Origin of the sequence: Microbacterium testaceum, assembly GCF_006539145.1 — a bacterium.
Classification (GTDB): domain Bacteria; phylum Actinomycetota; class Actinomycetes; order Actinomycetales; family Microbacteriaceae; genus Microbacterium; species Microbacterium testaceum.
In genome coordinates this window covers 1-18,957 of the sequence record NZ_BJML01000006.1, presented here as the reverse complement: position 1 = coordinate 18,957, position 18,957 = coordinate 1, and the positions used below count along the sequence as shown (strand labels likewise).

Below are 18,957 nucleotides of genomic sequence, written 5' to 3'. Positions count from 1 at the left end.
CTCTGAGGAGAGCGATGTCGCGTGTCGTGAAGCTGGCCGTCATCCCCGGTGACGGCATCGGTCCCGAGGTCGTCGCCGAGGCCGTGAAGGTGCTCGACGCCGTCACCGCGGCATCCGACGTCTCGTTCGAGAAGACGCCGTTCTCCCTCGGCGCAGGTCGCTTCCTCGAGACGGGCGACACGCTCACCGACGACGACCTTGCCGCGATCGCCGCGCACGACGCGATCCTGCTCGGCGCCGTCGGGGGAGTGCCCGGCGATCCCCGACTCAAAGATGCGAACATCGAGCGCGGCCTGCTGTTGAAGCTTCGTTTCGAGCTCGACCACTACGTCAATCTCCGCCCGTCGAAGCTCTACCCGGGCGCCACCGGGCCGCTCGCCGAGCCGGGCGAGATCGACTTCGTCGTGGTGCGCGAGGGTACCGAGGGGCCCTACGTCGGCAACGGCGGCTCGATCCGCCGCGGGACGGCGCACGAGGTCGCGAACGAGACCTCCGTCAACACCGCTTACGGCGTCGAGCGCGTGGTCCGCTACGCCTTCGCCCTCGCGGAGCGTCGCCGGCAGAAGCTCACGCTCGTGCACAAGACCAACGTGCTCGTGCACGCGGGCGGTATGTGGAAGCGGATTGTCGACGCCGTGGCATCCGAGTTCCCCGGTGTCGCCGTAGACTACTTGCACGTCGACGCGGCAACCATCTTCCTGGTCACGAACCCGAGCCGCTTCGACGTGATCGTCACCGACAACCTTTTCGGCGACATCCTGACCGACCTGGCCGGCGCCGTCACCGGTGGCATCGGCCTCGCCGCTTCGGGCAACATCAACCCCGACGGCGCGTTCCCCTCGATGTTCGAGCCCGTGCACGGTTCGGCGCCCGACATCGCGGGAAGCCAGAAGGCCGACCCCACGGCCGCGATCCTCTCCGTCGCCCTCCTGCTCGATCACCTCGGGCTGACCGACGAGGCCGCCCGCGTGACCCGCGCGGTCGAGGACGACATCGCCAGCCGCGACGGGGTCCGCACCACCGCCCAGATCGGCGACGCCATCGCCGAACGCGTCCAGGCGTAACCTGGACCGATCGGCGAGCATCGCCTCCGGCACTCGAGAAGCTTTGGACAACGAATGACCACCATCGACACCGATCCCGACACCGGACTCGAACCGCTCGAGTTCTCCGTCACGCGCAACCTCGCGGCCAGGAGCACGACCGACCGCGACGCGGTCCTCGCCAATCCCGGCTTCGGGCAGAGCTTCACCGACCATATGGTCGACATCTGCTGGTCGGTCCGCGGCGGCTGGCACCGCCCGCGCGTCTCGCCCTACGGCCCGATCTCACTCGACCCGGCCGCCGCGGTCCTGCACTACGGCCAGGAGATCTTCGAGGGCATCAAGGCTTATCGCCACGCCGACGGCTCGGTGCATACCTTCCGCCCCGACCAGAACGGTCGCCGCCTGCAGCGCTCTGCGCGACGACTCGCCCTTCCCGAGCTGCCGGTGCCGTACTTCCTGCAGTCGCTGAAGGAGCTCATCGCCGTCGACGGCGCGTGGGTTCCCTCGGGTGAGGACCAGAGCCTGTACCTGCGTCCGTTCATGTTCGCGAAAGAGGCGTTCCTCGGGGTCCGCCCCGCGCACAAGGTCGCCTACTACCTGATCGCCAGCCCCGCGGGCGCGTACTTCAAGGGTGGCGTGAAGCCCGTCTCGATCTGGCTCAGCGAGGACTACTCGCGCGCCGGCAAGGGCGGCACGGGCGCGGCCAAGACCGGCGGCAACTACGCCGCCAGCCTGCTGCCGCAGTCGGAGGCCTACGAGAACGAGTGCGATCAGGTCGTCTTCCTCGACCAAGACCGCAATGTCGAGGAGCTCGGCGGTATGAACGTCGTGTTCGTCTACAAGGACGGCACGATCGTGACCCCGCAGTCCGACTCGATCCTCGAGGGGATCACGCGCGACTCGCTCCTGCAGCTCGCTCGCGACCGCGGTCACCACGTCGTGGGCCGCAACGTCTCGCTGGACGAGTGGCGCCAGGGAGTGGCATCCGGAGACATCGTCGAGGTGTTCGCGTGCGGCACCGCCGCGGTCGTCACCCCGATCGGTGTGCTCAAGGGCCGTGACTTCATCGACGAGCAGCCCACCGGCACTCTCGCGCTCGAACTGCGCGAGGAGCTCACGAACATCCAGTACGGCCGCGCCGAAGACAAGCACGGCTGGCTGTACCGCCTCGACGCCTGAGCGTCGCGCACACGGAGGGGCTCCCGGATGCCGGGGGTCCCTCCGTCGTATCCGCTCACCGTCCGCGACGGCGTGCGGTGGGGTCCTGGCCCGACGAGCGTGTATAAACGCGATCTGCGCTCATAAACGCGGGGTGCGCGTGTTTATGAGCGCGGATCGCGTTTATGCGTGGGGTGGCGGCGCCTGGGGTGGCGGCGTGCGGCGTGACGCCCGGGGTAGCGGCGCACGGGGTGGCGTCGCGCGGCGTGACGCCCGGGGTAGCGGCGCCCGGCGCGGTTGTCGTGTGTCGAGCGTGGGGGAGCGGCAGCGGGTTCCACGCATAAACGCGATCTGCGGCGAAAAACGCGTGGTGCGCGTGTTTATGAGCGCGGATCGCGTTTATGCGTGGGGGAGCGGCGCCACGTCGGGCGCACATGCGGGTGGTTGAGCGTGGGTGAGGCCTCGGCGGACGCGGTGGGATGTCGGGGGCCGCGGATAGGCTGGCTCCGTGAAGATCGCTCGATTCAGCTACCAGGATGCCCTTCGCTACGGGATCGTCGACGACGGCGAACTCGTGGTCCTCGCCGGAGACCCGATGTTCGCCGGGTTCGAGACGACGGGGGAGCGCGTCCCGCTCGCCGATGCGGCCCTGCTCGCGCCGGTGATCCCGCGTTCGAAGGTCGTCTGCATCGGCAAGAACTACCACGACCACGCCGCGGAGATGGGCGGCGAGGCACCGGCCGAACCGCTTATGTTCCTCAAGCCGAACACGTCGGTCATCGGGCCGAACGACGTGATCGTGCGCCCCACGAGCCTGAGCTCGCACACCGACTACGAGGGCGAGCTCGCCGTCGTGATCGGCCGTATCGCGAAGAACGTTTCCGCTGAGCGCGCCAGTGACTACATCTTCGGCTACACCGTCGCCAACGACATCACGGCTCGCGACCTGCAACGCACCGACGGTCAGTGGTCGCGCGCCAAGGGATTCGACACCTTCTGCCCCGTCGGGCCCGTCATCGAGACCGATCTCGACCTCGACTCCGCGGCGATCACCACGCGCGTCAACGGCGAGGTGCGTCAGCAGGGCCCGGTCTCCGACATGATCCACGGCATCGGCGCGCTCGTCGCGTACGCCTCCGCGGTGTTCACGCTCCTCCCCGGCGACCTCATCCTCACGGGCACGCCGGCCGGCGTCGGTCCGTTCGAGGCCGGCGACACCGTCGAGGTCGAGGTGAGTGGCATCGGCATCCTGCGCAACACGGCGCGCGATGCCTGACTCCCCTGTGGCGGCGGGCGCCGCGCTCACCGAGCGCGACCTCGCCGTCACCCAGCGCCGGACGGTCCGGGTGCTCGCCGCGGGCCAGGTGCTCACGGGCGTCGCTTTCGGGGCGACCCTCTCGCTCGGGGCACTGCTCGCCGCTGACCTATCGGGGCAGGAGGCCCTGTCGGGCCTCGCCACGGCCTCGGTCACCCTTGGCGCGGCTCTCACCGCGATCCCGCTGGCTCGCCTGGCCGGTCGTCGTGGTCGGCGTGTGGCGCTCACCACGGGAAACGTCGCGGCCCTGATCGGCATCGCCGTGGTCATCGCGGCCGCCGCACTCCGCCTGTTCCCGCTGCTGCTCGTCGGAATCGCCCTCATCGGCGCGGGGAACGCCGCGACCCTGCAGTCGCGTTTCGCCGCCACCGACCTCGCGAGTACCGCCCGCCGCGGGCGCGACCTGGCGACGGTCGTCTGGGCGACGACCGTCGGCGGGGTCGTCGGCCCGCTCCTGCTCGCGCCCGGCGAGCTCATCGGGGCCAGCATCGGGATGCCGCGCCTGACCGGCGCCTACCTCTTCTCGTTCGCGGCCCAGGTCTGCGCGTTCGCGCTGTACGTGCTCGTGCTGCGACCCGACCCGTTGCTGTTGGCCCAACGCGTCGAGCGGGAGGCCTCGGCATCCGTCACCGCTCCCGCTCCCCAGGCCGACCGACCGGGTGTCGCGCGATTCGCGATGTTGGCCGTCGCGGCGTCGCACGTGACCATGGCCTCGGTCATGGCGATGACTCCGGTCCACCTCTCGCACATCGTCGCTCCGGATGCCGTGACCCTCGCCGTCGGCATCACGATCTCCGCGCACGTGTTCGGAATGTACGGGCTCTCGCCCGTCTTCGGTGTTCTCGCCGACCGCGTCGGGCGCGTCGGCGTCATCGTCCTCGGCCAGGTACTGCTCGCGGCGTCGCTGGCTGTCGCGGCGCTACTGCCCGACTCGCAGGCCGGGGTGCTCGTGGCCCTCGTGCTGCTCGGTCTCGGCTGGAGCGCGGCCACCGTCTCGGGTTCGGCCCTGTTGACCGAGGCGACGCCTCTCTCGCTTCGCCCGCGCCGTCAGGGCCGGAGCGACACGCTCATGACGGCGTGTGCGGCCGCGGGCTCGGTACTGGCCGGCCTGGTCCTCGGGGCGGTCGGCTACGACGGTCTCGCGCTCTGGGCGCTGGTGCCGGTCGCCGCCGTCTGCGTGGGCGCGGTCGTCGTCCGCTCGCGCCAGTCCTCGGGCGTCGCGTGAGTCGTAGCGGCGACGGTCGAGGCGTCCGAGCTGTGAGACGCGTCTTTCAGATCGCGTAGACCAGACCGTCGAACGGCGACAGGTCCTCGGCGCCACGCACGCCGAGCGCGTGCAGCGCGCGATCGACGTCGAGTTCGTCGTTGAAGACGTGGAACGCCACGCGGGCGCGGCCCGCGCGGCCCGACGCCGTGATCCCGTGGGCCGTGAGCTGCGCGAGCGCTTCGCCCGTGGCATCCGGCCAGGTCACGATCGCCGAGGGACGCTCGGGCTGCTCCAGGCCCAATCCGTCGCGAAAGCGGGCGGCCAGGCTCGTGACGTGGGCGTAGGTCGCGGTGATGTCGGCGTCGGCGAACAGGGCCAGGGCCGGTGCCGCTCCGACGAACGCCTGCCATGCGGGCGAGACGTCGAATCGACGAGCGTCGGGGGCGAGCGGGCCGCCGGTGCCGTAGCACGACGCCCACGGGTCGTCGCCCGAGTACCACCCGGCCTGCACGGGGCGGATCTCGCTCGCGAAGGCGGGCGCGAGGGTGAGGAACGACACCCCGCGCGGGCAGCAGAGCCACTTGTAGGCGTGGCAGACGGTCGCGTCGAACATCGTCGCGTCGACCGGGAGCCATCCGGCGGCCTGTGTCAGGTCGCACAGCGTGCGGGCGCCGCTGCGAGCCGCTGCGGCGGCGATGCGCGCGGCGTCCGCGACCTCTCCGGTCGCCGACTGCACGAGCGAGAATGCCACGAGCCAGGTGTCGGGTGAGATCGCGGCGGCGAGCTCGTGCAGGGGAGCGGTGCGCAGGCGTACGCGCCGGCCCGCGTGAGCGAAGGGGGCGATGAGAGACGAGAAGTCGCCCTCGGCGCACAGCACCTCGGCGCCGTCGGGTGCGGCGGCGGCGAGGAGTGCGACCTGCACCGACGTCTGCGAGCCGATCGCGACGTCACCGACCGGGGAGCTCACGAGGTGCGCGAACGAGGCCCGCGCCTCTTCGACGGCCTGCGACGCGGCGACGACATCGGGGCGTCCGGATGCCGCGGACTCGAGGTCGGCGCGGACCGCGGCCACCGTGGCGCGCGAGGGCAGGCCGAGGGTGCAGGCCGCGAGGTAGTCGCGGCCACCGGCGAAGTGCGAGGCGAGGCTGCTCATGAAACCAGGATCGCCTCGCGCCTGACATTGCACTAGAACAGGTGTTGCATGAGAACCATCACCTCTGCTTATGTGTGGGAATGGCCGAGATCGACGACTCCCTCGACGCGAACGCCCTGCGGGTGGTCAAGGCCATCGCCGACACCGGTTCGATCACCGCCGCTGCCCGAGCGCTCGGTTACAGTCAACCCGCGGTGAGCCAGCAGCTTCGCCGCCTCGAAAGGCGCGCCGGGATGCCGATCGTCGAACGTGTCGGTCGAGGCGTGCGTCTCACCGAGGCGGGGTCGATGCTCGCCCGTCACGCGGCCGCCGTCACCACGGCGCTCGACGCCGCCGCCGGAGACCTGGCCGAGCTGCGTGGTCTGCGGGCCGGTCGCGTACGGATCGCCGCCTTCCCGTCGGCGTCGTCGACGGTCGTTCCGCGCGTCATCGCCGCCGTGACCGCTCGCCGGCCGGGTGTGTCCATCAGCTTCGTCGAGGCCGAGCCGCCCGAGGCCATCGCCGCCGTGCGCGAGAATCGCGCCGACATCGCGCTCATCTACAGCTATCCGGGCGATCGACGCGAACACCTGGAGTCGGCGGCATCCGGACTCTCGTCCCGACTCATCGGGGACGACGACACGGTGGTGGTCGTGCCCACGGACCACCCCGCGGCCGCCCACGACCCCATCGACCTCTCGCAACTCGCGGGGGAGCGGTGGATCGCGGGGTGCCCGCAGTGCCGCGGGCACCTGCTCGAGGCGTGCGGCCGTGCCGGATTCACGCCCGATATCGCGTTCGAGACCGACAACTTCATCGCCGTCGAGAACCTCGTCGCCCAGGGGGTGGGCATGGCGATCCTGCCGCGGATGGCCGTGGCATCGCTCCCGATGCTGTCGGGGATCGCTGCTCCCCGGCTGCCCGCCGCCGAAGCGCGGACCCTGCACGTGATCACCGCTCGGGGAGCCGAGCACGTGCCCGCGGTCGGAGCCGCACTCGAGGTCGTGGGCGAGATCCTGGCCGATCATCTGCGGCACTCGGGAAGCGACAGCGCCCGCCGATAGGATCGAGGGGATGTCTGCCACGCCCGATCCCCGCACCACGACCGCCACCGGCGCCGACGTTCGCGTCCGCTTCTGCCCCTCACCCACGGGGTTGCCGCACGTCGGTCTCATCCGCACCGTCCTGTTCAACTGGGCCTATGCCCGGCACAACGGCGGCAAGCTGGTCTTCCGTATCGAAGACACCGACGCCGCGCGAGACAGCGAAGAGAGCTACCAGCAGCTCCTCGAGGCGCTGCGGTGGATGAACATCGATTGGGACGAGGGCGTCGAGGTCGGCGGCCCGCACGCGCCGTACCGCCAGTCGCAGCGCCACGAGATCTACCGCGGCGTGCTCGACAAGCTCATCGCCGCGGGGGCGGTGTACGAGAGTTACTCCACCGCCGAAGAGATCGACGCACGCAACGAGGCCAACGGCCGCGCCAAGCAGCTCGGCTACGACAACTACGACCGCGACCTCACCGACGAGCAGAAGGCCGCCTTCCGTGCCGAGGGGCGCGAGCCCGCGTGGCGCGTGCGCGTTCCCGACGAAGACCTCACCTTCGTCGACCTCATCCGCGGCGAGGTGACCTTCCCCGCGGGCTCGTTCCCCGACTTCGTGATCGTTCGCGCCGGCGGCATCCCGCTCTACACCTTCGTGAACCCGGTCGACGACGCGCTCATGGGGATCACCCACGTCATCCGCGGGGAGGACCTCATGCCGTCCACGGCCCGTCAGCTCGCGCTGTACCGCGCCCTCCTCGACGCCGGCGTGACCGATTACCTGCCCCGGTTCGGGCACATGCCGCTCGTGCTCGGCGAGACCGGCAACAAGAAGCTCTCCAAGCGCGACCCGCAGGCCGACCTGTTCCTGCAGCGCGAGAAGGGCTTCATCCACGAGGGGCTGCTGAACTACCTCTCGCTGCTCGGCTGGTCGCTGTCCGCCGACCGCGACGTCTTCTCGCTCGACGAGATGATCGCCGCCTTCGACATCGCCGACGTGAACCCCAACCCCGCACGCTTCGACCAGAAGAAGGCCGAAGCCATCAACGGTGACCACATCCGGATGCTGGATGCCGAGGACTTCGCCGCCCGGATCGTCCCCTATCTCGCGGGTGCGGGATACATCGCCGAGCAGCCGAGCGACGAGCACCGCGCGATCATCGCCCAGGCGGCGCCGCTCGTGCAGGAGCGCGTGCAGCTGCTGGGGGAGGTCCCCGGCATGCTCGGCTTCCTCTTCGTCTCCGACGTCGATTACGCCGAGGACGCGCTCAAGGGCCTTCCCGCGAACGCGGCCGAGGTGCTCGCGGCATCCGTCCGCGCTCTTGAGGGGGTCGACGACTTCAGCGCCGCTGCCGTCCAGGAGGCGCTGTCGGGTGCGCTCGTCGACGACCTGGGGCTCAAGCCTCGCGTGGCCTACGGTCCGCCCCGCGTCGCCCTCACCGGACGTCGCATCTCGCCGCCGCTGTTCGAGTCGATGGAACTGCTCGGCAAGGCCGAGTCGATCCGTCGCCTCGAGGCGCTGGTGGCGCACCTGGGCTGAGACGCCCCAGCGATCCCTGCGACTTCGCTGTCGCGGGGATCGCTGGTTTCCGGCGCGCGGGGGAGCGGAACTCGGAGCATGCGACGCGGATCGAAGATTCTCCCGCCGGAGGTCCGATCTCCACGCGGTTCTCTGAGGTCGGCGCCCTCGAGACGGGCCGCCCTGGACGCGCCCGGGACGCGCGGGGCGGGGCCCCGGTTTGGCGCATGGCTCCGCGTCACGTAAGCTTGATCCTCGGCACGAGTTACGGCTCGAAGCCATTGGGGTATGGTGTAATTGGCAACACGGCGGTTTCTGGTTCCGTTGTTCTTGGTTCGAGTCCAGGTACCCCAGCTTTGCGAAAAGGCCCGGTGATCGAAAGATCCCGGGCCTTTCGCGTGCCATGGGGGCTGCCGCAGGTGGCCGCATGCGTGAGGCTTCTCCGCGCCGTTGCGGGCGAACCGTAGGATGACCCGATGCGCCTCCGCCCGCTCGTCGCCCTCGCCGCCCTGGTCGTGGCGGGCACGGTGCTGGCGGGATGCGGGGCGGGCACGAGCGAGCCCCCCACGGCATCCGGCTGCGACGCGAATCCGTCCCTGGAACCGGGCATGAGCATCCCGCTCGCGGTGACGGTCGACGGCGCGGCCCGTGGATACACCGTGCACGTCCCGGCGACGATGACGGCGCAGACTCCGACGCCGCTCATCCTCGCCTTCGCCGGATACCGCATGCCGCCCGGGCAGCTCGAGCAGCTCAGCGGCCTCGACGGCAGCGGCGCGATCGTCGTCTACCCGCAGGCGGCGAGCACCGCGGCGGGCGTCGGCTGGCAGGGGGCGCCGTACTCGTCGGGCGAGGACGACGTGGCCTTCACCACCGCCCTCCTCGACGACGTGGAGTCGCGTCTCTGCATCGACCCGAAACGCGTGTTCGCCGCCGGGATCTCGAACGGCGGCGGGTTCGTGTCGTTGCTGTCGTGCGCCCTCCCCGAACGCATCGCCGCTTTCGCCGTCGTCTCCGGGGCGATCTACCCCGCGACCAATCCGCCGTGCGCGAGTGGCTCCCCGGTGCCGGTGATCGAGTTCCACGGCACCGCCGACGACGTCATCCCCTACGACGGCGGCATCCGGCACGACGCGACCGTCGCCCCGGTGTCGCTCTGGCTATCGCGGGTGGCGACGCGCAATGGCTGCGCCGCCGATCCGCGCTCGGAATCGGTTGCGACGGGAGTCGAGAGGCAGACGTGGACCGGATGCCACGACCGCGGTGCCCTGGTGCACTACCGGATCGACGGGGGAGGGCACGTGTGGCCGGGAGCGGCGGGCTCGGGCGAGACGGCGATCTCGGCGACGACCCTGATCGAAACCTTCTTCACAGCCCACCCTCTGCCGTGAGCCGCGGATCGGGGGGAGGATAGCTCCATGGGACTCTTCGTACAGCGACCCGAGGAACCGAGCGAGTGGGCCGGGCTCCCCGGCGAACCCGCGCGGCCGAAGACCCGGGCCGAACTCCTGCCCGACGACGAGCAGCCTGCGGCCGTGCCCGGGCTGCTCGACCTCGGCGGTTCGTCGGTGACCTCGGTAGAGATCCCTCTCGGCGACTGAACCCGGCGCGCGCTCGGCGCGATCAAAGACTTCGCGGGTTAGCATCCGAGCGGGGACGCGGGCCGTCCCCCTCCTCGCGGAAGAAGGTCCTCGTGAAGCGCTCCCTCGCTCTTCGGCTCGCCCTGGTCGTGACGGCCGGCGTTCTGCTCACGGGCTGCGCGCCCGCCGCATCCGACACTCCCGTCGCACCCGCGGCGCAAGCGCCGAGTCCTTCCGCATCGGCGGACGACCAGGCCTTCGCGCCCACGGTCGTCTCTCCCGAGGACCTCGACGGCAAAGACGCCACCGTCAAGATCGGCACCTCGCTCGTGCTCGCCGTCCCCGACGGCACCGAGGCCGAGTGGACCGGGTCGACGACCGATGTGGCGATCGCCGACTTCTCGCCGGGAGGGCCTTCCGAGGGCTCGGTGTTCCGCCCCGGCTTCCTGCCGCACGCTGTCGGCAAGACCGCCGCCACCCTCACGGGCCCCGACGGCAAGACGATCCGCTTCACCCTGTCCGTCGTCGCCCCCTGAGAGGACGGACGAGAAGGATCAGGACGCCAGCGGCCCGTCGAACAGGATCGTGGAGCGCCCCGTCTCGGCATCCGGGATCACTCGTGCCTTCACCTCGTAGACGTCGGCGATGAGCGCCGGCGTGAGCACCTGGGCGGGAGCCCCCGCCGCCACGACACGGCCGGCGCGGAGCACGAGCACGCTGTCGCAGTAGGTCGCGGCGAGATTGAGGTCGTGCAGCGCGATGATGCTCGTCACGGGGAGGGCGGCGACGAGGGCGAGGACGTCGAGCTGATGGCGGATGTCGAGGTGGTTCGTCGGCTCGTCGAGCAGCAGCTCGCGGGGCTCCTGCGCGAGAGCGCGGGCGATCTGCGCACGCTGACGCTCTCCGCCGGACAGGGTGTGCCAGAGGCGATCGGCCTTGTCCGTCAGGGCGACCCGCTCGAGCGCCGCGTCGATCGCCTCCTCGTCGCCGCTGGTCGACCCGCCCCACACCGGGCGGTGCGGCGTGCGGCCGAGGCGCACGACATCTCGGACGACGATGTCGGCGTCGGTCTCGGCGTGCTGCGTGACCACCGCGACCGTGCGGGCGAGATCGCGGCGGCGCCACTGCGTCAGGGGCCGCTCGTCGAGCAGGACGTCGCCGGAGTCCGGTCGCGCCGCGCCCTGCAACAGGCGCAGCAGCGAAGATTTGCCCGAGCCGTTGGGCCCGAGCAGGCCCACGGTGGTCCCGGGCTCGGGATGCAGCGAGACGCCGTCGACGACGAGGGTTCCCCCGCGCGTCCAGCGCACCTCGCGGGCTTCGAGCGTCATGCGCGCCCCTTGCGTCGAACGAGCAGGGCCACGAAGACCGGGACGCCCACCAGCGCCGTTCCTACACCGACAGGCAGGGGCGTGGGCGCGAAGAGGGTGCGGGTCGCGGCATCCACCCACACCATGAAGACGGCGCCGACGACCGCTGCGAGCGGAACGACGCGCGCGTGACGTTGGCCGACCATCAGGCGGACTGCGTGCGGCACGACGAGCCCGACGAAGCCGACCGCGCCGACGACGCTGACGAGGGCGGCGGTCATGAGCGCTGTCACGATGAGCAGGCCGATGCGCGTGCGAGCGACCGGGATGCCGAGGGAGGCGGCCACATCGTCGCCGAACGTGAAGGCATCGAGGGCGCGCGCGGCGAACAAGCACACGGCGCCGCCGACGACGACCACCACGGCGCAGAGCGCGACCTTGTCCCACCGCATGCCCTCGAGCGAGCCGAGGAGCCAGAACATCACCCCGCGCGTCTCGTCGCTGTCGGCCACGGCGAACACCACGAGCGAGGTCAGTGCCGAGAAGAATTGGGTGCTGGCGACACCGGCCAGGATGACGCCGGAGGTGCCGCCCGAGGTGAAGCGAGAGAGCAGCAGCACGAGGCCGAAGGCCACGAGCGCGCCGACGAAGGCCCCGCCCGAGAGGCCGAGCACTCCGCCGCCGATTCCGAGCACGCCGATCACGACGGCGCCGGTCGACGCTCCCGACGACACGCCGAGCACGAACGGCTCGGCGAGGGGGTTGCGCAGGAGCGACTGCATGACCACGCCGCAGAGGGCGAGCCCGGCCCCGGCGCACGCCGCGACGAGGGCGCGGGGGAGGCGCTCCTCCCACACGATCGCATTCTTCGCGGCTTTGACCGGGATGTCGGCGAGTCCGAGGTGATTCAGCAGCACGTCACGAACGTTCACCAGGGAGACGTCGGCTGGTCCCAACGTGACGGCGACGCCGACGGAGACCACCAGCACCACGAGCCCGACGAGGGCGAGCACGACGCCGAGACCCGCCGAGCCCCGTCCGAGCCGCGCGCGCGAGACGAGCCCCGTACTCAGAGCGTGCTCCCGTTCTCATCCCACCAGGCGCGGATCTTGTCGAGCGCGTCGACGAAGCGGATCGACGGGTTGAGCTCGGCGCCGTGCAGCGCGATGTAGCGCTTGTTCTTCACAGCGGTCATGGTGCTGGTCAGCGGATCGCTCTCGAGGAAGGCGATCTTGTCGGCGAGCCGGTCGCCGGGGAAACGGTCGCGCTGCAGGTCGCCCAGCACGAGCACGTCCGGGTCGGCCGACACCAGGCTCTCCCAGCCCACCGCGGGCCAGTCGTCCGTCTGCGACGCGAACACATTGGTCATTTTGGTGGTGGATGCCAACAGAGCCGCGTTCGAGAAGCCTCCGGCGACGTACGGGGTCTTGGTGTCGGCGAACCAGAAGGCCACGGTGTGGCCCTCGAAGTCGATGCCCTCGGTCGCGGCCGCGGCACGCTGCTGCAGCGACTGGACCAGCGTCTCGCCACGATCTGACACGTCGAAGATGCGCGCGAGGTCGCGGATCTCGCCGTAGAGCGTGTCGACCGTGAGGGGTGAGGTGCGCTTGCCGCCCGCGTTGAAGCTCACGTCGCCGTCGCAATCGGTGGGAGAGAGGTACGACGCGACGCCGGTCTCGGCGAAGCGGTCACGGGTCGCGACGCCGCCCTGGGCGAAGTGGCGACCGAACGAGGCGGTCACGAAGTCGGGGTCGGTGCCGAGAACGACCTCGTACGAGGGAGCGTTGTCCGACAGGCGCGGGACCGCGGCGTTCGCGTCGGCGAGCGTGTCGAGAACCGGATCGGTCCAGGATGCCGTGCCGACCATCCGGTCCTGCAGGCCCAGCGACAACAGGATCTCGGTGGAGTCCTGGTCGAGCGAGACGACCCGGCTGGGCGCCTTGTCGACCGTGATCTCGCGCCCGCAGTTCTGAAGCGTCAGCGGGTAGGCGGTGGCGCCCTCTCCGGTCGAGGAGGCCGAAGCTTCGGGGACGACCTCCGAGGCGCCGCACCCGGCGAGCAGGGCGGCGGCGGTCACGAGGACGAGCGGGAAGGCGAGGGCGCGGGCGCGTGGCATCCGGGAACTCCGTAGGGATCGTGGAACGAGCGGCCCGACGGCGGACCACGGGTAAGGATAGCCTCACTCGCTGCGCGCGCCGGACCGGTCTCTTCGTTCGTGGGGGAGTGCCGTCGCCCGCGGCGTCGTGCGGGGTGTCGCGAATCTGTTGCCGTGTGTGGTTTCGTGTTGTATCGTGTGGGAATCTTCGAAGGGGATCCCCGTGTACGCAATGGAGCGCCAGCAGCTCATCGAGCGCGAACTGCGCGAGATCGGACGCGTCAGCGTCGTCGATCTGGCTCGTCGCTTCGACGTCACGACGGAGACCGTTCGTCGCGACCTCGACCGGCTCGAGGGGCTCGGTTCTCTCCGTCGTGTCCACGGCGGCGCGGTCGACATCGGCCGTGCCAGTACGGCGGAGTCCCCGCTCACCGAGCGTCGAGAGCGTCACCGAGACGCGAAGCGTGCCATCGCCGCCGAGGCCGTGGCCCTGCTCGGCTCCGATTTCCGCGGTTCGATCTTCCTCGACGCCGGCACCACGCCCGCAGCTGTCGCCTCGCTTCTGCCGTCCGCTCTCGGTGGGGGTATCAGCGCAGTCGAGGTCGTGACGCATTCGCTCGAGGCCGCGCACCTGCTCGCCGGCGAAGAACGCCTGTCGCTCACCACGATCGGCGGGCGCGTCCGAGGTGTCACCGCGGCCGCGGTCGGCGCCCACACGGTGCGCACCATCGGCCAGCTCCGTCCCGACATCGCGTTCGTGGGGACGAACGGCCTGAGCGTGGAGTTCGGCCTGAGCACCCCCGACCCCGATGAGGCCGCTGTCAAGGCGGCGATCATCCAGTCCGCCCGTCGCGTCGTTCTCGTCGCCGACGCGGCCAAGTTCGGCGAGGAGCTGCTCGTGCGCTTCGCCCGACTCGACGAGCTCGACGTGCTCGTCACCGACGCCGCTCCTCCCGCGGCGCTTTCCGAGGCCCTCGAGGCCGCCGACATCGAGGTGCGCGTCGCATGATCGTCACACTGACCGCCAACCCCTCCGCCGACCGGGCCGTCGTGCTGTCCGAGGCCCTGCAGCCCGGGGAGGTTCAGCGCGCTGTGTCCTCGCGCGAAGATGCCGGCGGCAAGGGCGTGAACGTCGCCCGCGTCGTCTCGGCGGCCGGTGCCCCAGCCCGCGCGGTGGTGCCGGTCAACGCCCATGACCCGTACCGCATGCTCCTCGAAGACACCGGTATCGAGCTCGACGTGATCGAGGTGGCCGGCCGTGCCCGCGCCAACCTCACGATCACCGACCCCGCGGGTGAGACCACCAAGCTCAACCTGCCCGGCGCGGAGCTCTCGGTCACCGAGGCCGAAGCGCTCGTCGCCGGCGTCGTCGCCGCCTCGGAGGGCGCCACGTGGCTCGTCCTCGCGGGGTCGCTGCCTCCCGGCGTCCCGTTCACGTTCTACGCAGATCTCATCGCCGCCGTTCGTGCGAAGTGGGGGAGCGCGGCCCCGCTCATCGCGGTCGACGCCTCCGGTCCCGCTCTTGCCGCGGTCGTCGAGACCGCCCGGCCCGACCTCATCAAGCCGAACCACGAAGAGCTGGCGGAACTCGTCGGAGACGATCCTGCGTCCGACGACGACCTCCTCGCGACGGCTTCGCGCCGCGCCCAGTCTCTGGTGCCGGCCCGTGTGGCATCCGCCCTCGTGACCCTCGGCGCCGACGGCGCCCTGCTGTTCACGGCCCAGGGAACCTGGCGCGGACGCGCCCCCAAGATCCAGGTCGCCAGCACCGTCGGCGCGGGCGACAGCTCGCTCGCCGGCTACCTGCTGGCCGACCTCGAAGGGGCCTCGGCCCCCGACCGTCTCGCGCGCAGCATCGCCTACGGAGCGGCCGCCGCCACTCTTCCGGGCACGCAGGCGCCGACTCCCGACGATCTGCCCGCGGGTGCGATCGCCGTCACCGAATTCCCCACCCCCATCGCAACATCCTGACCACGGAGGTCACTGACAATGTCCGACATCATCACTCCGGAGCTCGTCACCCTCGACGTGCCCCTGGGCACCGACAAGCAGTCGGTGATCCGCGCTCTGGCCGAGCGCGTCGTCGCGCAGGGCCGCGCGCGCAGTGCGCAAGAGCTGTTCGACGACGCCTGGGCCCGCGAGCAGAAGGACGAGACCGGCCTGCCCGGCGGCATCGGCATCCCGCACGCGCGCAGCGCCTCGGTCACCGAGCCCACCCTCGCCTTCGCGCGGTTGACCCCGGGCGTCGACTTCGGCGCCCCCGACGGCCCCGCCGACATCGTGTTCCTCATCGCGGCCCCCGAAGGTGCCGACGAGGCCCACCTGTCGGTGCTGTCGCAGCTCGCGCGCAGCCTCATGAACAACGACTTCATGTCGGGCCTGCGTTCGGCGCAGACGCCCGCCGAGGCCGTCCGGATCATCACGGATGCCATCAGCCCGGCCGAGACGCCGGTCGCGGCCGCAGCGCCCGCCGCAGCGGCCCCGGCCGCGACGCGCGCCGAGGCCCGCACGGCCGTGAAGACGAAGAAGATCGTCGCCGTCACCGCCTGCGCCACCGGTATCGCCCACACCTTCATGGCCGCTGACGCGCTCACCGCCGCCGGCGCCGAGACCGAGGGGGTCGAGCTCGTCGTCGAGCCCCAGGGCTCCAGCGGCTACAAGGCGCTTCCGCAGAGCGTCATCGACGACGCCGACGCCGTGATCTTCGCGGTCGACGTCGACGTGCGCGAGCCCCAGCGCTTCGCCGGCAAGCCCGTCGTCCGCGCCGGCGTCAAGCGCGGCATCGAGCAGCCGAAGCAGCTCATCGCCGAGGCCCTCGCCGCGAGCGACAACCCGAACGCCGCACGCGTGCAGGGCGGTGCCGCCGCGGCATCCGCGTCCGATGCTCCCGCAGCGCAGCAGTCGGTGGGCCGTCGCATCCAGCGGTGGCTGCTCACCGGTGTCAGCTACATGATCCCGTTCGTCGCCGGCGGTGGTCTGCTCATCGCCCTGGGCTTCCTGCTCGGCGGCTACGAGGTCACCAAGAACGCCTCGAACGTCATCATCCAGAACTCCCTGTGGGATCTCCCGACCGAGAACATCACCTCGTCGTTCGGCCCCGTCGGGCAGTACCTGGGTTCGGTCGCCTTCATGATCGGTGCGACCTCGATGGGCTTCATCGTGGCCGTGCTGGCCGGCTTCATCGCCTATGCGATCGCCGACCGCCCCGGTATCGCCCCCGGCTTCGTCGCCGGCGCCGTGGCCGTGCTCATGAACGCCGGCTTCATCGGCGGCATCATCGGCGGTCTGCTCGCGGGCTTCATCGCCTGGTGGCTGGGTCGCTTCGACGCCCCGCGGTGGCTGCGCGGCCTCATGCCTGTCGTGATCGTGCCGTTCCTGGGATCGATCTTCGCCTCGGGCCTGATGATCCTGTTCCTCGGCCGCCCGATCGCCGCTCTCATGGCCGCCCTCACCGACGGCCTGACCTCGCTCGCCGCCAGCGGCGCCGGCGCCATCGTGCTCGGTGTCATCCTCGGCCTCATGATGTGCTTCGACCTCGGTGGCCCCGTCAACAAGGTCGCCTACGTCTTCGCCACGACCGGCCTGGCCGCCGCGACCCAGACGAACACGACGCCGTACCTCATCATGGCCGCGGTCATGGCCGCCGGTATGGTCCCGCCGCTCGCGATGGCCCTCGCCTCGACGCTGCTCGCCCGCAAGAAGTTCACCCCGGTCGAGCGCGAGAACGGCGCCGCCGCGTGGCTGCTCGGCGCCTCGTTCATCTCCGAGGGCGCGATTCCGTTCGCCGCTGCCGACCCGCTGCGCGTCATCCCCGCCTCGATGGTGGGCGGCGCGATCACGGGTGGTCTGAGCATGCTGCTGTCGGTGCAGTCGTTCGCCCCCCACGGCGGCATCTTCGTGTTCTTCGCGATCAACCCCTTCTGGGGTTTCGCCCTCGCAATCGTGGCGGGTACCGTCGTGACTGCGCTGATCGTCGTCGCCCTCAAGGGCATCGGCCGCAGCACGCAGGACGCCGCCGTCGCCGAGGCTGCTCCCGTAGCCACGGTCGCTGCGTAACACCCCGTCGAATCGGAAGGATTCACCATGGCAGAACGTCAGGCCACCATCGCGAGCGCCTCGGGCCTCCACGCACGCCCCGCGAAGCTCTTCGTGCAGGCTGTGCAGGAGAAGAAGATCCCCGTCACGATCGCCGCCGAGGGCGGTGCCGACCTCAACGCCGGCAGCATCCTCTCGCTCATGGGCCTCGGCGCCGGTCACGGCACCGTCGTGACGCTGAAGGCCGAGGGCGACGGCGCCGAGCAGGCGCTCGACGAGCTCGTCGCCCTTCTCGAGACCGATCTCGACGCGCAGTAACGCACCTCTTCACAGAACACCGGATGCCACGGCCCCAGGGCTCGTGGCATCCGGTGTTTCTGCGAGATCGAGGCGTACGAAACTCCTGAGAAGTCAACGACGGATGTTGGTGTTCGGCGGTTCGGGACGCACGCCCGTGAACTTCTCAGGAGTTTGGCACGCTGGGGCCGTCAGACCTCGACGGAGTCGCCCGGCTTCAGGTCGACGAACGAGCCGCCGTTCTGCTCCACGGCCCAGGTGAGGCGCGCGTCGCCCATCTGCTTTCCGGCGACCGAGAGGGTCATGTCGTGGGTAGCGAAGACGCGTTCGGGCTTGACCGCGAGCACGTAGTCGATGGCGTCGCCGACCTTGAGCCACGGGGCGCCGACGGGGGCGGCGAGCAGCTCGACCTTCTTGTGCTTGGGGACCGCGAACGAATCGCCCGGGTAGTACACCGCGTCGTTGACGAGAACGCCGACGTTGTCGACCACGGGGATGGAGGAGTGGATGACCTCGTGCTTCCCGCCGAAGAACTCCAGGTGGAAGGGCCCGAGGTCGAGGGTGTCGCCCGGGTGCACCACGGTGACGTCGAAACCGGCCGCGGCGTCGCGCACCCCTTCGGGGCCGTAGATCGGCACGCCGGGGTGGGCCTTCTGCAGGCGGGTGAGGTGCTCGGGCGTCCAGTGGTCGGCGTGCTCGTGGGTGATGACGATGCCGTCGAGGTTCGTCAGCTCTTCGAGGGGCGAGGTGAAGCTGCCCGGGTCGATCACGAGCGAGTGACCGGATTCGGCGAGGACGAGGGCGGCGTGTTCGTGCTTCGTGAGGCGCATGAGACGAGTCAACTCCTGCACGCCGGAGTGGAGCAAGCGCTGGCGCGGTGGGTGAACAGCGTCTAACGGCTCTTCCGCGCGAGGCCATCTCGCGGTACCGTGGCCGGACACGCCCGAGAAGTCGACGCCTCGGCCTCGATTTTGCGTGGGCGTCAACTGTCATGCATACTTGAATGGTTGACGACGCGGCCCCATCGTATAGCGGCCTAGTACGCCGCCCTCTCACGGCGGTAACGCGGGTTCGAATCCCGCTGGGGTCACCAACACGAAAATGCCTCGACCGAATGGTCGGGGCATTTTTCGTTGGCAGGGGATGCCCGGACTTCGCAACAGAATCGGAGACGTGCACCACCATCGGATGCCAGGACTCCCGGCATCCGATTCTGTTGCTTC

General features: G+C 70.5%; 18 protein-coding genes and 2 tRNA genes. 15 read left to right on the top strand and 5 right to left on the bottom strand.

The genetic code is table 11. The annotated features are described in order from the left end of the window. Positions 1 to 14: 14 nt before the first annotated feature. From MTE01_RS09825 to MTE01_RS09810, 4 genes are all read left to right on the top strand, one after another. Positions 15 to 1,064 (top strand): 3-isopropylmalate dehydrogenase, encoded by a 1,050-nt coding sequence (locus MTE01_RS09825; RefSeq protein WP_141377225.1) that lies wholly within the window; start codon positions 15 to 17, stop codon positions 1,062 to 1,064. A gap of 54 nt (positions 1,065 to 1,118) precedes the next feature. Then, a complete protein-coding gene (locus MTE01_RS09820; RefSeq protein ID WP_141377223.1) occupies positions 1,119 to 2,225 on the top strand; it encodes a branched-chain amino acid aminotransferase in 1,107 nt (368 codons plus the stop codon). Positions 2,226 to 2,712: 487 nt separating this feature from the next. Then, positions 2,713 to 3,480 carry a fumarylacetoacetate hydrolase family protein gene (locus tag MTE01_RS09815; RefSeq protein ID WP_141377221.1) on the top strand — a complete coding sequence of 256 codons (768 nt, stop codon included), beginning with the start codon at positions 2,713 to 2,715 and terminating at the stop codon, positions 3,478 to 3,480. Then, on the top strand, positions 3,473 to 4,744 hold the full coding sequence (locus MTE01_RS09810; protein ID WP_141377219.1) for an MFS transporter: 1,272 nt from the start codon (positions 3,473 to 3,475) through the stop codon (positions 4,742 to 4,744). Before MTE01_RS09815 ends, MTE01_RS09810 begins: the two co-directional genes overlap by 8 nt. 46 nt (positions 4,745 to 4,790) lie before the next feature. Here MTE01_RS09810 and MTE01_RS09805 read toward each other — a convergent pair whose 3' ends face one another. Then, positions 4,791 to 5,879 (bottom strand): aminotransferase class V-fold PLP-dependent enzyme, encoded by a 1,089-nt coding sequence (locus MTE01_RS09805; RefSeq protein WP_141377217.1) that lies wholly within the window; start codon positions 5,877 to 5,879, stop codon positions 4,791 to 4,793. An 80-nt stretch (positions 5,880 to 5,959) separates the two neighbouring features. Here MTE01_RS09805 and MTE01_RS09800 point away from each other — a divergent pair, with 80 nt between their 5' ends. The 6 genes from MTE01_RS09800 to MTE01_RS09775 all read left to right on the top strand — a co-directional run bounded on the left by MTE01_RS09800 (position 5,960) and on the right by MTE01_RS09775 (position 10,536). After that, complete coding sequence (locus MTE01_RS09800; protein WP_103208822.1) at positions 5,960 to 6,922, top strand: LysR family transcriptional regulator; 963 nt, start codon at positions 5,960 to 5,962, stop codon at positions 6,920 to 6,922. 10 nt (positions 6,923 to 6,932) lie between these two features. Continuing rightward, a complete protein-coding gene (gene gltX / locus MTE01_RS09795) occupies positions 6,933 to 8,441 on the top strand; it encodes a glutamate--tRNA ligase (protein WP_103208824.1) in 1,509 nt (502 codons plus the stop codon). A gap of 261 nt (positions 8,442 to 8,702) precedes the next feature. Then, positions 8,703 to 8,774 (top strand) — tRNA-Gln (locus MTE01_RS09790). Positions 8,775 to 8,896: 122 nt separating this feature from the next. Further along, positions 8,897 to 9,811, top strand: coding sequence for a CE1 family esterase (locus MTE01_RS09785; protein WP_141377215.1), 915 nt, complete (start codon positions 8,897 to 8,899; stop codon positions 9,809 to 9,811). Positions 9,812 to 9,838: 27 nt separating this feature from the next. Then, on the top strand, positions 9,839 to 10,021 hold the full coding sequence (locus tag MTE01_RS09780) for a hypothetical protein (RefSeq protein ID WP_116239941.1): 183 nt from the start codon (positions 9,839 to 9,841) through the stop codon (positions 10,019 to 10,021). A gap of 92 nt (positions 10,022 to 10,113) precedes the next feature. Continuing rightward, entirely contained in the window at positions 10,114 to 10,536 is a 423-nt protein-coding gene (locus MTE01_RS09775) for a hypothetical protein (RefSeq protein WP_141377213.1), read from the top strand. Positions 10,537 to 10,554: 18 nt separating this feature from the next. Here MTE01_RS09775 and MTE01_RS09770 read toward each other — a convergent pair whose 3' ends face one another. From MTE01_RS09770 to MTE01_RS09760, 3 genes are read right to left on the bottom strand one after another with little or no spacing between them, the layout of a single operon-like run. Next, the gene (locus MTE01_RS09770; RefSeq protein WP_141377211.1) at positions 10,555 to 11,328 is read right to left on the bottom strand and encodes an ABC transporter ATP-binding protein; all 774 of its coding nucleotides are present in this window, start codon (positions 11,326 to 11,328) and stop codon (positions 10,555 to 10,557) included. After that, positions 11,325 to 12,320 (bottom strand): FecCD family ABC transporter permease, encoded by a 996-nt coding sequence (locus tag MTE01_RS09765; RefSeq protein ID WP_246078187.1) that lies wholly within the window; start codon positions 12,318 to 12,320, stop codon positions 11,325 to 11,327. The genes MTE01_RS09770 and MTE01_RS09765 overlap by 4 nt, the downstream gene beginning before the upstream one ends. A 56-nt stretch (positions 12,321 to 12,376) precedes the next feature. Further along, on the bottom strand, positions 12,377 to 13,423 hold the full coding sequence (locus tag MTE01_RS09760; protein WP_141377209.1) for an ABC transporter substrate-binding protein: 1,047 nt from the start codon (positions 13,421 to 13,423) through the stop codon (positions 12,377 to 12,379). Between the two features lie 202 nt (positions 13,424 to 13,625). Here MTE01_RS09760 and MTE01_RS09755 point away from each other — a divergent pair, with 202 nt between their 5' ends. From MTE01_RS09755 to MTE01_RS09740, 4 genes are read left to right on the top strand one after another with little or no spacing between them, the layout of a single operon-like run. Further along, positions 13,626 to 14,411: a DeoR/GlpR family DNA-binding transcription regulator gene (locus MTE01_RS09755; RefSeq protein WP_174799675.1), complete on the top strand. Its 786-nt coding sequence runs from the start codon at positions 13,626 to 13,628 to the stop codon at positions 14,409 to 14,411. Next, entirely contained in the window at positions 14,408 to 15,373 is a 966-nt protein-coding gene (locus MTE01_RS09750) for a 1-phosphofructokinase family hexose kinase (RefSeq protein ID WP_141377207.1), read from the top strand. The genes MTE01_RS09755 and MTE01_RS09750 overlap by 4 nt, the downstream gene beginning before the upstream one ends. Before the next feature lie 18 nt (positions 15,374 to 15,391). Continuing rightward, a complete protein-coding gene (locus tag MTE01_RS09745) occupies positions 15,392 to 17,458 on the top strand; it encodes a PTS fructose transporter subunit IIABC (protein WP_103208839.1) in 2,067 nt (688 codons plus the stop codon). A 27-nt stretch (positions 17,459 to 17,485) separates the two neighbouring features. Continuing rightward, positions 17,486 to 17,755, top strand: a complete 270-nt coding sequence (locus MTE01_RS09740; RefSeq protein ID WP_055836516.1) for an HPr family phosphocarrier protein — start codon at positions 17,486 to 17,488, stop codon at positions 17,753 to 17,755. Between the two features lie 170 nt (positions 17,756 to 17,925). Here the strand turns inward: MTE01_RS09740 and MTE01_RS09735 are convergent, their stop codons facing one another. Next, positions 17,926 to 18,564 (bottom strand): MBL fold metallo-hydrolase, encoded by a 639-nt coding sequence (locus MTE01_RS09735; RefSeq protein WP_141377205.1) that lies wholly within the window; start codon positions 18,562 to 18,564, stop codon positions 17,926 to 17,928. Positions 18,565 to 18,751: 187 nt separating this feature from the next. On the opposite strand from MTE01_RS09735, the gene MTE01_RS09730 reads away from it, so the two are divergent. Next, positions 18,752 to 18,827 (top strand) — tRNA-Glu (locus tag MTE01_RS09730). The last annotated feature ends 130 nt before the right edge of the window (positions 18,828 to 18,957 follow it).